At 53.5% G+C, this 13038-nt stretch carries 15 protein-coding genes; all 15 read right to left on the bottom strand.

Annotated features, from left to right (window positions below; translation table 11 throughout):
- Window positions 1–15 precede the first annotated feature (15 nt).
- On the bottom strand, window positions 16–534 hold the full coding sequence (locus CWI71_RS04005; RefSeq protein ID WP_126753968.1) for a hypothetical protein: 519 nt from the start codon (window positions 532–534) through the stop codon (window positions 16–18).
- Window positions 531–1076: a hypothetical protein gene (locus CWI71_RS04000; RefSeq protein WP_126753967.1), complete on the bottom strand. Its 546-nt coding sequence runs from the start codon at window positions 1074–1076 to the stop codon at window positions 531–533. Before CWI71_RS04000 ends, CWI71_RS04005 begins: the two co-directional genes overlap by 4 nt.
- Window positions 1069–2223 carry a hypothetical protein gene (locus CWI71_RS03995; RefSeq protein ID WP_126753966.1) on the bottom strand — a complete coding sequence of 385 codons (1155 nt, stop codon included), beginning with the start codon at window positions 2221–2223 and terminating at the stop codon, window positions 1069–1071. Before CWI71_RS03995 ends, CWI71_RS04000 begins: the two co-directional genes overlap by 8 nt.
- A 6-nt stretch (window positions 2224–2229) precedes the next feature.
- The gene (locus CWI71_RS03990) at window positions 2230–3093 is read right to left on the bottom strand and encodes a hypothetical protein (protein ID WP_126753965.1); all 864 of its coding nucleotides are present in this window, start codon (window positions 3091–3093) and stop codon (window positions 2230–2232) included.
- Entirely contained in the window at window positions 3086–3772 is a 687-nt protein-coding gene (locus CWI71_RS03985) for a PulJ/GspJ family protein (RefSeq protein ID WP_126753964.1), read from the bottom strand. Before CWI71_RS03985 ends, CWI71_RS03990 begins: the two co-directional genes overlap by 8 nt.
- On the bottom strand, window positions 3736–4173 hold the full coding sequence (locus CWI71_RS03980; protein WP_198678720.1) for a type II secretion system protein: 438 nt from the start codon (window positions 4171–4173) through the stop codon (window positions 3736–3738). The genes CWI71_RS03985 and CWI71_RS03980 overlap by 37 nt, the downstream gene beginning before the upstream one ends.
- On the bottom strand, window positions 4157–4621 hold the full coding sequence (locus tag CWI71_RS03975) for a type II secretion system protein (RefSeq protein WP_126753962.1): 465 nt from the start codon (window positions 4619–4621) through the stop codon (window positions 4157–4159). Before CWI71_RS03975 ends, CWI71_RS03980 begins: the two co-directional genes overlap by 17 nt.
- Window positions 4618–5817 carry a type II secretion system F family protein gene (locus CWI71_RS03970; protein ID WP_126753961.1) on the bottom strand — a complete coding sequence of 400 codons (1200 nt, stop codon included), beginning with the start codon at window positions 5815–5817 and terminating at the stop codon, window positions 4618–4620. The genes CWI71_RS03975 and CWI71_RS03970 overlap by 4 nt, the downstream gene beginning before the upstream one ends.
- The gene (locus tag CWI71_RS03965) at window positions 5817–7499 is read right to left on the bottom strand and encodes a GspE/PulE family protein (protein WP_126753960.1); all 1683 of its coding nucleotides are present in this window, start codon (window positions 7497–7499) and stop codon (window positions 5817–5819) included. The genes CWI71_RS03970 and CWI71_RS03965 overlap by 1 nt, the downstream gene beginning before the upstream one ends.
- Before the next feature lie 9 nt (window positions 7500–7508).
- Complete coding sequence (gene gspG, locus CWI71_RS03960; protein ID WP_126753959.1) at window positions 7509–7919, bottom strand: type II secretion system major pseudopilin GspG; 411 nt, start codon at window positions 7917–7919, stop codon at window positions 7509–7511.
- 24 nt (window positions 7920–7943) lie between these two features.
- Entirely contained in the window at window positions 7944–10112 is a 2169-nt protein-coding gene (locus tag CWI71_RS03955; RefSeq protein ID WP_126753958.1) for a YjbH domain-containing protein, read from the bottom strand.
- Window positions 10109–10975, bottom strand: a complete 867-nt coding sequence (locus CWI71_RS03950) for a capsule biosynthesis GfcC D2 domain-containing protein (RefSeq protein ID WP_126753957.1) — start codon at window positions 10973–10975, stop codon at window positions 10109–10111. The genes CWI71_RS03955 and CWI71_RS03950 overlap by 4 nt, the downstream gene beginning before the upstream one ends.
- On the bottom strand, window positions 10972–11661 hold the full coding sequence (locus CWI71_RS03945; protein ID WP_126753956.1) for a YjbF family lipoprotein: 690 nt from the start codon (window positions 11659–11661) through the stop codon (window positions 10972–10974). The genes CWI71_RS03950 and CWI71_RS03945 overlap by 4 nt, the downstream gene beginning before the upstream one ends.
- A gap of 93 nt (window positions 11662–11754) precedes the next feature.
- Window positions 11755–12117: a hypothetical protein gene (locus tag CWI71_RS12060; RefSeq protein WP_198678719.1), complete on the bottom strand. Its 363-nt coding sequence runs from the start codon at window positions 12115–12117 to the stop codon at window positions 11755–11757.
- Window positions 12118–12206: 89 nt separating this feature from the next.
- Window positions 12207–13034, bottom strand: coding sequence for a mechanosensitive ion channel domain-containing protein (locus tag CWI71_RS03935; protein ID WP_126753955.1), 828 nt, complete (start codon window positions 13032–13034; stop codon window positions 12207–12209).
- Window positions 13035–13038 lie beyond the last annotated feature (4 nt).

Raw genomic sequence — 13038 nt, 5'->3', positions numbered from 1 at the left:
CGTCCTGCAGCTAAGTTAATAGTCAAACACCGGCACCACGACTGGCTCGCTGCCGTCGTCACCGCTGAACACTACGCTATCAACCGTAATAGTGCTTACTTTATAGTTATTCAGTACGTCATCGACGGCTATCTCCGTCAGCTCAAGATGACGCTCCTTCATATGTTGGGTTTCAATTAGCGCAACCCGTTTATTCATTTTTTGTGAAACGTAAATAGCGCGTACCCGCACCCGCATGTCGCCCAAGTTCACCCCGCCCTCTATGAGTGGCGTTTGCTCTGCTACGCTTTGCTCAGGGCTTTCTTCCTCGACTGTTTCACTCTCGGCGGTCGTCAGTTGCGCGATAAAGGCGCTGACTTGATCCGACACTTGCGGCTGCGGTGCCTGATAGCCGGTGGTTACAAAGCCACTGACCTCACGCGCATCGACCTCGGCGCTTATCCACACGCGCTGGGTAAAATCAAGCAGACACAGTAGCACTACCACTGCCGCGCAGACCTTCACCAGATTCGGTACCCTTTGCCAAACGCTCATGCCTGACCTCCACGCTGTACCGGAACAAACAATGTCAAGGTCAGCCGATGCTCGCTGCGGCGGGTATTGGAACCGCGAATCTCAATGCTTTCATGCTGCACCGTCGGCATTTGCTGCATTAATTGCAGATGCGTCTGCACCAGCTGTGGCAGACGTCCCGACAGAATTACTTTGGCGCGCAGTCCCTGCAAACTGCTGTTCACCGGCTCCAGCCCGGTCATCCAGTTAAATTGCTCGACCCGCACGCGCTGGCCGCGTAGCAGGGTTTCAATTTCTCCCTGCAACTGAATTTGCAACATGGAGCTTTCGACAGCCACCGGAAACTGCGCCAGTAATTCTTCTTTCATTGTCTGCGCAGTTGTAGCCGCCGCGGTCAGCTCGTCGGCATTGGCCAATAGTTGTTTACTGCGCTCCAGGCGCTCGAGCTTCAGCGTTGCCTCGGTTTTCACTTCTTCTTGCCAGCTCAGTACTGGCTTGACAATAAATTGCAGCACCGCGAGCACTGCGGCTACCCACAGTAGTTGCTTCTGGCTTTTAGTCATTGCCCTGGCCCTCCCCCGTCAGCTCCATAGTGATCCGGTACTGCTGGCCAGTTCTGGCATTACGCGGAGGTGAGGCAAACTCGGCCGTGGCCACCTGCGGCAGGTCATGCAACTGACGCAACAACGGCAGTGCTTCCGGAATCTCGCCGCCCAAGACCAGATTGCTGTCATTACTTTGCAGGTAGGTAATGCGGTTATTTTCAGTTTGTGCGGCGGCGGCAAAGACTTCCCAGAAGGCATTCACTCGCTGCGCGTTGACAAACTCGCCACGCAGCTCGGTTAATGCCTGTTGTGCCTGCTGCAACTGCTGTTGCTGATCGAGCAAGTTACTGACCTGCGGTGTCACCTGCTCCAGCTCACTGTCAATGCGCTGATTCATGACGCCTAAATACACGCTACTCAGCAACAGATACACCGCGCCAATACCCGCTACTGTCAGCCCCAGCTGTTGCCAGGGCAGCTGCCGGCCACGCTGACCTTGTTGCTGCTGCAAACCCTGTTGCCAGTAATTAAAGCCGAGTTTCGCCACACCGCGTGGGGTTAACGCTGCCAGTTGGCGCTGCGTAAGCTGCGTGGCTTGCTGTTCGGCGCTACAGCCTAAAGCCAGCCGGGCTTTTTCGAGGTTGTTGACCAGTCCTGAGCGCAGCAGTGTTTGCCACTGGCTTTCTTGTTTATAAAGCTGCTTGTAAAGGTAATATTGATGCTCGCCATCATTGATTTCGTATAATCCGGGAGCGAGTGCGGCACTAAGGACAAGCGATTCAGGTAATAAGGTAAGAGCTTTTTCTTTGAGCGAGAGCGCGGTGTTGTTGAGTTCGATGAGAAGTACTTTGCGCTGATTCTGGTGCCAGGGGCCGATAAAAAACTGGACGTTGGCGGCATCGCCATATTTTTGTTTGAGTATTTTATGCAGCGCGCGTTGCGAGCGTATGTTGTAGCTGTGCCAACTCTCGCTATAAAGGCCGCGGGCTATCACCAGGCACGGGCAACGCCGTTTGGGCGGTGGCTTGGGCTCGGTATGGGCGCCCTGAAACCACTGCAACTGCCGGTTGACGCGCCAGACCAGCGCGGCAAAACCCTGCCGAAGCCGGTTCGATACTTTGCTTGCTGACTTATTTGCTGCTTTAGCCGTCGTGGTTTCTGCCATTTATTTTTATTCTTTTAGCTGGTAATAGGTCGCGTGAGAACGCAGCGGACTCGGATTTCTTGGCCGGTAATCTACCTCTCTATAAAGGCTTAGTCCCTGAGGCTCAGCAGTCAACCACATACGCTGCGACTCTCCTGGAAAAACGCCGCTATCGAGGGGGTCGGTTTCCGGGTAAAACTCTTGTAATAAACCCGCTGAAACTTCGTTGTTTTCTCGTAATGAAACGATACTATCAGCTTGCCATGGGCTAAGCAATACAGGCAAGAGGCCGTCTGGCATCCAGGCCGGATTAAAGATCGGCGCGCGTACTGAGACGTAAGGACGGATAAGCTCGACGTCACTCACCTGCCAGCCCGGTAGCTGGCTTAGCTCAGCAATGGCCTGCAATGTGCGGCCGCCGCCGGAGCTCACCCAGTCGCGCACGGTTTGGGCAAGACGACGCGCCTCAGGCTCGGCTTTACCCAGATGTATCAGCAGCTTCTGAAGCTTGCTGGTGCTGAAATTGAGGTCAATTAAACTGGCTTCGTTTTGTAGCGCCAGTGTGACCTGATAATTCAACGGTGCATAGGCGAGCCGTTGCGGTAGCGGCATACGCGTGGCGTGGCTATAAAAATTGATGCCATAAAGCGGGTTTTGCTGGTCCTTGCGGGCGCTTAGCCATTCATTGCTGATCAGCAGGCTGTCCATGTAAGCGGCGCTGGAGTCGAGCGCCAGTTGCAATTCCAGTTGGTCCTGCATTTGCTGCGCCCGCGCCACCGAACTTTGCGTCTGCTGACTCATAATAATGAGAAGCACCGAAATAATCGCCACTATCAGCAGTACCTGAAACAATGCCATGCCCTGTTGCTGTTGTCCGGTTGGCTTATACATCAGTGTTATACCCCGACATTGCCTGCTCGACGGTGTCCGGCACTTCAATCAGCCAGCGAAAGCCATTTAAGTTAATCGCCACCGCCTGCGGGTGCAGTGAGCGTTGCAGCCCGTCGTATTCACTAAACCACTCTAACTGGAAGGTTTCGCCCATATCGCCCGCCACGGTCGCGTTGCGTTCAGTCAGTGACTGATAGCCATAATAGTCAAAGCTTAGCTGTTCGATATTGTCATAAAGAATGCGACGAAAGTTAAAAGGGAGCTGCTGATCGGCATTGGTCAAATAGGTGTCGCGCAGCACTGCTTCTTCATACACCAGCCGGTAGCCGTTGCGACCATTGGGCTCGCGGAAAATACGGTAGACTGCCGGCAGGTCCGGATGTTGCACGCTAATTTGCGACACTGCGGTAAAACCATCGTCACGCCCAAGAAAATAAAAGCCGTAGCGCTCATTGCCCATGGCGACCGTTTTGGCGTAAGTGTTCCAACTGACTTTTTGCACCAAAGTCAGCAAATGGTGGCGCTCCAGTGTCACGTCTGCCAGCCCTTTGTTGCGCTGCCAGTTCTGGCTGAAATAGTCATATGCCAGCGCGCCGCTAATCATCAGCAGGCTCAGCAACACCATGGCAATCAGTGTCTCAACTAAGGTGAAGCCGCTTGTTGCATGGTTTCGTCCCATACCAGCTCCTCGTAGTTAAACACCCTTTTGGTACTGCCATACTGCATGGTCAGGGTGATGGCGTATAAATGGAAGCGCGGCGCGAATTGATTAAAGCTGCCGGTGTCCTCATCGAAAAAGGGCGCCGGTGGCAAGTACGCAACCTCATTTGCCTGCCAGTCAACTTTCACGTCCTGGGTATAAAGGTCGGCCCCGCTGGTTTGCTGCTCGTGCTGCAGAGTAAAGCGAATCGAGCTGCGCGCCGCGTCGACCTGACTCAGCACGTGCATTACCTCGGCCGCTTTCACCGAGTTCTGCATATTATTCTGAAAGGCAATGACACCGGTAACGACGGTGGCGAACAAAATCGTCATCGCCACCAAAATCTCTATTAGCGTGAAGCCCTCACTCGCGCGGCGCATCATCACCTCCGCTTTCGACCAGCGCCATGTTGAGCGTGGTATTTTGCGCGCGCTCACCCTCGCGCCACTCAAGCACGGCCGGCTGCCAGAAACCGTGCCGGTTCAGCACCATCTGCTGCTGTGGAAAACGCAAAAACTCAAATTCCAGCGCCTGCACCAACCCCGCGCCCGCACTACCCTCGCGCCACTTATCCAGAGGGGGCAGCCCTTTGTGGATAACTATTTTGGGGCCGTCGGCCAGCAGGGTAAAGCTCTGGTTGTGGCTATAGGCGGTGAAGGTGTAGTGGTCGAGCAGGCGCAGCAGGGTTTCGCGTTCGGCGGTTTGCTGGCTGCGCTGGTACTGATTCAGGGCAACCGGGCCAATAAGGGTGGCGGCGATGGCGATGATGGCCATGACCACCAGTAGTTCAATAAGCGTAAAGCCGTAACGAGGTGTGGGGCCCGTCATATTGGCATGTCTGTGACGGCCGAGATACTCAGCATCATAACGACGACGATCGAGCCGACCACAGCCCCCATAAATAAGATAAGTGCAGGTTCCAGCAAACTGGTAAAGCGGGTGACCCAGCTGTAAAACGTACGCCGCGAACGATCGGCAATTTCCCCAAATACCCGGGCCAGTTCGCCACTTTCTTCGCCAATGGCCAGCAACGCGGCAAAATACGGTGGGTAGAGGCGCGACTCACTTAAACACTCCGCCAGGCTGTCGCCTCGGTTTACGCGCTCTGCCGCCCGGGTCACTTCTGCCTGCAATGACTCGGTGCGCAAGGTACGCGCCGCCAGTTTCATACTACGGTCAATGGCAACGCCGGAATTGAGCATCACGTTCAACGCCGCGTTAAAACGAATGCGCTCGACCAGAATATTCGCGCCTTTGACCACCGGCAGACGTTCGCGGCACCAGTTGCCAAGGCGTTGCACGGCTGAATGTTCGCGATAGCGCCATAAGGCGAAGCCGCCAACGATCAACCCAAGCAGTAGCCACCACTGATAGGTGGTGAAAAAGTCGCTGACCGCCAACAGAGCAACGGTATAACCCGGCAGGTTTTCCGCGTCCTGAAACAATGAGGTGAGATTCGGTACCACAAAATTGAAAATAAAAACGATAGCGGCAATACAGACAGTGAGGATCACTGCGGGGTATACCAACGCCTGTTTGATTTTATCGCGTAGCTCCATCTGGTAATGCAGCTCTGCCGCCAGACGCTGAAAGGTGGCGGCCAGCTCACCGGTTTCTTCGGCAATTTCCACCAAGCCAATGTAAAGCGAGCTGAATACCGGGAACTTCGCCAAACTCTCCGACAGCTTGTGACCTTGTTTCAGTTGTTGCAGCACATCCTGCAGCAGGTCGCGCAGCGCTGGTTTTTCCACATTATGCAGCAGTATCTCCAGGCCTTTGTCGACCCGCAGGCCCGAGGTCAGCAATAAACTCAGCTCGGCAGTAAAGAACTCAACGTCGCTGACGTTCAGCCCGCGCTCACCGAACAAACTGGCATTTAAACTACCCGACGCCTCTTTAATATCGGCTACCAGCAGTTGTTGTTTTTCCAGACGTGCTTTCGCGCTTTCCAGGTCAACAGCGTCAATACGGCCTTTTTGTTCAACGCCACTGGTGTTATAGGCGACGTACGAGAACCATGCCATTAGCCTGCCACCCTCACCACTTCAGCGATGGTAGTCTCACCGCGCAGCGCTTTCAATACGCCGTCTTCGAGCAGATTGCGATACCCCCGCTCGCGGTTCAGCCGGCGCGCTTTAGTTAAAAATTCGGCATCGCCGAGCAAGGCAGTCAGTTGCTCGTCACAGCGCATGTACTCAATCAGTGCGACCCGTCCGCTGTAACCGGTATGGGCGCATTTCTCACAACCCACCGCCTTATGTAATTGAGGCTGAACGGCAAACCGTTCCACCAACCAGTCCATTTTCAACTTACGAAACGCAGTTTCTGCCTCAGGGTCCACCTGCTTGCAGTGCGGGCAAAGTTTACGGGCCAGGCGCTGACCGACAATCACTTTAATTGCGGCCGAGAGTAAAAACTCTTCCACGCCGAGGTCGAGCAAGCGAGTGTAGGCGCTGGCGGCGTCGTTGGTATGCAGGGTGCTGAACACCAGGTGCCCGGTGAGTGCTGACTGCAGCGCAATGCCCGCGGTTTCAGCGTCACGGATCTCACCGACCATAATAATGTCAGGGTCTTGCCGTACCACCGAGCGCAATGCGTGAGCAAAGCTAAAGCCAATATCGCCTTGTACCTGCACCTGATTAATACCGTCGAGCTGATACTCCACCGGATCTTCAATGGTAATAATTTTTACGTCGGGTTCGTTGCGGCGCGACAAGAACGAATACAAGCTAGTGGTCTTACCCGAACCTGTGGGCCCGGTCAGCAGAATCACCCCGCTGGTCGCCTGAATGTCTTCCAGCAGCAATGCTTCTACGTCGGGCTCAATGCCCAGAGTTTTCACGTCATAGGCAAGGTTGTCCTGCAGCAGGAAACGCATGACCACGCTCTCGCCTTCACCCACTGGCAAAGCCGAGACCCGCACATCGACATTGAGGCCGTCGATACGCAACTCAATTTTACCGTCCTGCGGGCGGCGTTTTTCGGCAATATCCATACTGGAGAGGAGTTTCAGCCGCGTGACGACCGGCAGCACCATATGAATAGGAATAAAGTCAGCTTCGTGCAGCACGCCGTCAATGCGATAGCGTACCCGCCCTTTGCCTTTCCAAGGCTCAATGTGCATATCAGAAGCGCGACGGCGCAGGGCTTTCGCCATGAGATTATTCAGCAGGTTCACGGTCGGCGCTTCAGAGGCCATTTCACGCAAGCGGTCTTCTTCGACCATGGTTAGCCCAGTCGCCTCGCTGGTACCTTCGGTTTCTTGCTGCAAACGATTTTTCAGTTGGTTGAACGCGTCTTCACCCACCAGTGCCAACTCGACCTGCTGGTTAGCAACAAATTCCAGCAGCGCCGGCTGACTGGGGTTGGTGCAGACCGCGCGCAGCGTCGAGTCCTGATAACCGATGGGCACGCAATGGTGTTGCAGACACTTGCGCTCCAGGCCTTCGGGCAGCTGTTCATGCAATTGTTGCCAATGCGCATTGTTATCGATGAGCGCCTGGATCTCACGCTCCTGCAATTGAGGTAATTCGTAGACCTGGGCGTAATAGTCGGGTAGGAATTCTGAGCTGAGCGCACCCATGCGCACCAGTATCTGCTCAAGTTGCCCGCCGTTGCGATGTTGAAATTGCAAAGCCTTGGTCAAGTCTTCTTCGTTGACCCGAAAACGTTCAGTGAACAACTGCGAAACATTGGCTAGGCTCATAAGCGTCACTTATTGGTGAATAATATCAGCGTTATTCTCTTCACCACCTTCGCGACCATCGGCGCCGTAGGACAACAAGGTAAAGGGTGCACCATCATCGCCAGGCATACGATACACATAATCGTTGCCCCAGGGGTCGGGCGGTACGTCTTTCGGGAAATAAGGGCCCTGCCAATTTGCCTCGTCGCTGGCCAGCAGCAAGTCGAGACTTTCCGGGTAGCGCCCCATATCAAGACGGTAGGTATTCAGTGAGGTCTCCAGCATTTTCATCTGGGTCTCAGCGGTTTTAATTTTCGATGAGTCAACCTTGGAAAACATTTGCGGCGCGACCAGACTGGCCAGCAACCCCAAAATGACAATGACAATCAGCAGCTCAATTAAGGTGAAGCCGGCTGTCTTACGCGTCTGCGCACGTTTCATAAATGTTCTCCTGTATGTACTCCGTTACTCTTTGTAAAACGGACTGCGAAGATCCGTTGCATGGAACAACTGTATACCACGGCTGAGCATTTGCCCACCATCACGGGTTAACGGCGTCCAGCCGATATAACCACGGTTCGGACTATGCTCGGTTTGCAGCAGGTCAATCGGGAAGCTAATGTAAAAGCCTTTGGTAAAGCTGCCCTCACCATATTCCGCTGATGACACATTGGTCTTCGCTGCGTAGGCACCAACTAGGACACCACTTTTAAACTTATGTTCAACATTTAACTGCAGACCGTTGTCTTGTGCAAGGAATTTACCCCACGCGGCCTTAATTAATGTATTTGGCAGGAACGATGGCTGATAGTAACCGGTAATGTGACCGGTAAAAGTATCGTAATCTAAAAAGCCCGTGTGACTTTCATAATCGCGCTGCTTCACCCAGTTTAAATCAACGCCCACCGCCCAGTTACTGTCGAGTTCACGATACAACAATTCGGTACCGACGCCACCGAACATACGCTCGAGATAACCGCCGTAGACACTGGTATAAACATTCGGCGCCAGTTGGTTAATATGGCTGACCTGCAAATTGCTCAGCCAGATATCACTAAAAGTAACGTATTCACGAATATAAGTACGTACCCGCGGCAGCGGTGATGAATACGAGTCGACCAGGAAATTGAAGTCGTCAAAATTGGTCAAAAGGTTGCCGCTGACGGTACCATGCACAAAGGTGCCCGGCGCAATCCACATAGAGGCATTCACGTCGAGGCCGAACTGATACATGTAGAAGTTTTCCGGGTTACCGAAGCTCTGATCAAGGAATGGCCGCACGCTGATGCGTGGCCAGGTGCGCTGATAACGGGCTTCGTAAAAACCCTTATCTTCGCGCAGGTCCAGGTCGGTGTTGGTACGCGTGAAGGCGTCTTCAAGCTCGGTGGTCAGGTCGAGGTTGTGAATGGCCTGGCGCGCTTCTTCCAGATCGATCACGGTGGTGTTGAGCTGTATTTGATCATGCTGCTCCACCACTTCAACAAACTTGTAGTTTTCTGGCAAACGCTGATCGGCGACGCGTGCCACCTGGCGGATACCCTGCTGCGAGTCACGGTAGTACAGTTGCTGACCGTAGACTCTTAAGGTATCAACTTCATCACTTTGCTCAGAACGGGCGTGCTGCATTTCGCTGACGGCCACACCGCCAAAACTGTAGAAGTCGCTGGCCATACGATACAGGTCGCGACTATCGTCCTTGCTTTCGGCGCGGGTCAGCGCAGTGGCCGTGCCCGGCGTTGGTACGCGGCGGTTGGCTGTTTTCACCTGCCCCATGCTATTTAGATCAATGGCTCCGGAAAAACCAAACATCAGCGTATTGCCGCGCTCATAACTAAGTTTCAGCGTCCAGTTATCGGTCAGCTGGTAGTCGGCGCCAAAGTTCCAGGCCGAATCAACTTCCAACTGCCCCAGGTAACGCTCGCGGCTGTAATCATTGCCATCGTACTCGGCTTTCAGTACCAATGGATCAAAAGGCGTCTGATATTGGAATCCCCCAAATAGCGAAGCGTCGCCACGGAACCATTTATCCGTTTCAAAGCGCCCGCCACGACCGCTATAGCCTGGCTCACGCACACAAAAGGTATCCGACACTTCACAGAACGGGTTGCTGATATTGTCGCGCCGGCCCATGTAACCCCAACCCAGGCCAAGAGTGACATCAAGCGGGCCAAACTGTTTGCTGGCGACCAGGTACTCACTGGCAAAAATTCCCGTACCGGCAAGGTCGCGCCAACCGACTGCCACCTGTGGCACCCAGTAGCTCTCCTCCCATACGCGTAATTTAACATCGAAACCTTTGTCTTTTCCGGTCTGATCGCCGCTGAACTCGGGGTTACCGCTGTAGGTAATCGGGCGGATATCGTTGTAACGTATCGTTGTCTCTAGCCAGGGAAACAACGACAGACTTACTGCCAGACGCCGATATTCTTCGTTATCGTAATAAAGCCCTGACAAGGTGCCGTAATCGGCAAACCGCGCGGTTGGCATTTGCATAAGGCCTACCCCGCCAAAGTCGGATTGGCTGGTGTACTGATCGGCCTGGGCACTGGTGCTGGCGACCATTGCGCACAAACCCACACTGATCGCGGCAGCAACTCGGCTAACTGACAGTTTCGGGATAACTACTTCATTCATGATTGCGGATTCCAATAACTCAAAAGTGCGGCAAGTTGTGCATTGACCTGTTGCCAGCCTGCATTCATATTGCTGACATCTAACCCCACAAAAATAATGCCGTGTACCGGTGGCAAAGCTTCATCGTCGTTGTAATAGGCCACATGAGTCGTACGACTTAAACCGGTAAGTGATACCAGCGTAACTTCAGCAAGATCATAATTCTCACTGAAGCTACCGGCGCGTTGCAGTATGCCACGCACGGTATCGGTTTCATCAAAGTTAAATTGCTGCACGCCGGCAGGGCTAATCACGGTTACCTGCCAGGGCCCGAGGTCAGCTGGTGGCAAAAATTGCAGTTGCCCTTCAGGTAACTGCGGATTGGCCTGCAGGTTCGCAACGGCACCATTAAAGCTGCTGTACAAACTTGGGCGCTCAACATCGACGCCGCTTTGCACGTCAAGGCGGTCATCGATTTTCGTCACACCTACCCATTCTGCACCAATCAACGGCCAGCCCGGAATTTGTGCGGCATAGGCGCGCGCCGCGGCGGCTAGTTCTTCTTCACCCTGAATAAAGGCTGATTGAGCTAAATCGCTGAGCTGTTCGAGCATAAATTGGCGGCGCTGCTGTAGCTTGTTAGTCTGCGTGCTACTAATCAGACGGCTGCTCGGCCAGTAGGCACTGGGATCAAGTTGCGCAATCTGGTACAGATTCAGTAATCGTGCAGGCTTTGAAAAAGTAACCACGCCCTCACCCACGATCACCTGGGTCGCCGGCGCATCTGCCTGCGCTTGTTGTGGCGCCGCCAGCGTCGTGCTGGTGGTGAGCATTGCCGCTACGATAAAGGATGCAACTCCTGTGCGGAAACCTAAGTTCTTCATGGTAAGTCTCCACTGAATGGTTTCATTTCTCGCCAGGTGACGTAACCAATGGCATCGGACACCCACTGCTGGGCATACACCACCCGTCCATTGGCTGCGTAAAAGGTATTCTCAAAGGACTGATCGCCCGCTGCTCCGACTTCACGGATAACGGTTATCGTCAATTCCGTGCCATCGGGGTGAAGATAGCTTCGCTGCTCGCTGACGTTAAACGAACTGTTAAAGGTGACACGCTGGAGGTCATTTTCGCCGTAATTACCTGTCTCAACCTGACGCTCCCAGCTATCGGGGCAGCGTTGTTTGGTGCCACGGTGCAGCTGTTGCACATAGCACGCCAGCGGATCGGCTTGCCAGTTAAGCGTGTAAAGCGGCATACCAGGAATGCCGGAGCTAGTGAGAACGCGTCCGAAGCGGGTGGTGAGCGCTTCGTCACCGCCGGTGCGATACACCCGCTGCTGGTCACTGGTGCGGTCAAGCACTGCGACGGCCTGCGGGAAACGCTCGGTTTTGATATAGGCGGCGGCGTAAGGATACTTATTGACCTGTTCGGTAGTCAGTTCAACGCCGTCATGACCAAAGACAGCCGTTCGGGCGGTATCGACCATATTTTGAACACGCGCACTACAACCACTAAGGACGAGTACGGAGAGAGCTCCCAGGAGCAGAATTCGGGACGTGCTGGCCATAGTTTTCACTTATTGTAGTATTCATCCGTGTGCCATTTAAAAAAATACCGCAGTGCGCACCTGCGGTATTTCATACTTCACTTTACTAAACGACTAGTTGGTAGTTGTCGTCGTTGTAGTTGTCGTGGTGGTCACCACTGGTGCGGTCGTTGTCGTCACCGGTGGCTCTGGCTCTGGCTCTGGCTCTGGCTCAGGTTCTGGCTCAGGCTCAGGCTCAGGTTCTGGCTCAGGTTCTGGCTCCGGCTCTGGTTCCGGTGGCGGAACAACGTCAGAGTCGTCGTTGTCCAGAGTCGCTGCGATGGTCAGCGCTACTATAGCTCCGGCAGCTACCGTACCTTTAGTGATGTAACCACCACCGTCGGCGTCGCCATTAGCTGCACCGCCACCCGTCTGCGCTAAGGCAGCAGGGCTTAGGATCAAGCTGATCGCAGCCGCTAATGCAGTTTGTTTTAACATATAAATACACCTCTATGTGCTTTTTCTTATTGATTGGCCAATCAAGGAAAATTTACTTTCCATGACACTTCAAAGGTTAGCACTAAGTTTTAATCTTGTGAAGCCTGACGAAATAAATGTACGTCCATTTGCGGATAAGGAATACCGATATCATTCTTATCGAGCGCAATTTTAATTTCGCGCATTAAATCCCAGTATACTGGCCAGTAATCGCCGACGTTCACCCACGGACGTACAATAAAGTCGACCGATGAGTTATTCAGCGCATGCACCTGAATATTCCAGGCCGGCTCCTTCAGCAGACGATCATCCGCTTTTAAGACGCTCTCGAGCACTTCTTTGGTTTTATGCAAGTCAGCGTCGTACGAGACACCAATCAGCAAATCAACGCGGCGCGTGTCTTCACGGCTGTAGTTGGTGATCGGCTGACCGGTTATTTGCGCGTTCGGTACAAATACAACCTTATTGTCCGGGGTTTTCAAGACCGTTTGGAAAATATTTACTTCTTCAACGGTACCCGACACACCACCGGCTTCAACATACTCACCGGCGCGGAATGGACGGAAAGTAATGATCAACACGCCTGAAGCCATATTGGACAGTGAGCCCTGCAGTGATAGACCGATGGCTAAACCGGCAGCACCTAAAATGGCAATAAATGACGTGGTTTGTACACCCACCTGTGACAACGCCATTAAAATAGCGGCGATAAAGATCACGCTTTTGACAATGGCGCTTAAGAAGCTGATGACGGCGCCATCAACGCCTTTGCGGGTCAAACCTTTACCCAGAAGTTTGGCAACACTGTTGGCGATCATCTTACCAATGATCAGGATCAGTATCGCCACCACAAACTTAATGGTGTAGCTCAGAATCAGTTCCTGGTTATTGCTAATCCAGGTCATAAATTTGTCCATCTCT

It is taken from the genome of Pseudidiomarina insulisalsae, assembly GCF_003987065.1.
Classification (GTDB): Bacteria; Pseudomonadota; Gammaproteobacteria; order Enterobacterales; family Alteromonadaceae; genus Pseudidiomarina; species Pseudidiomarina insulisalsae.
This window is presented reverse-complemented; position numbering and strand designations above follow the sequence as displayed.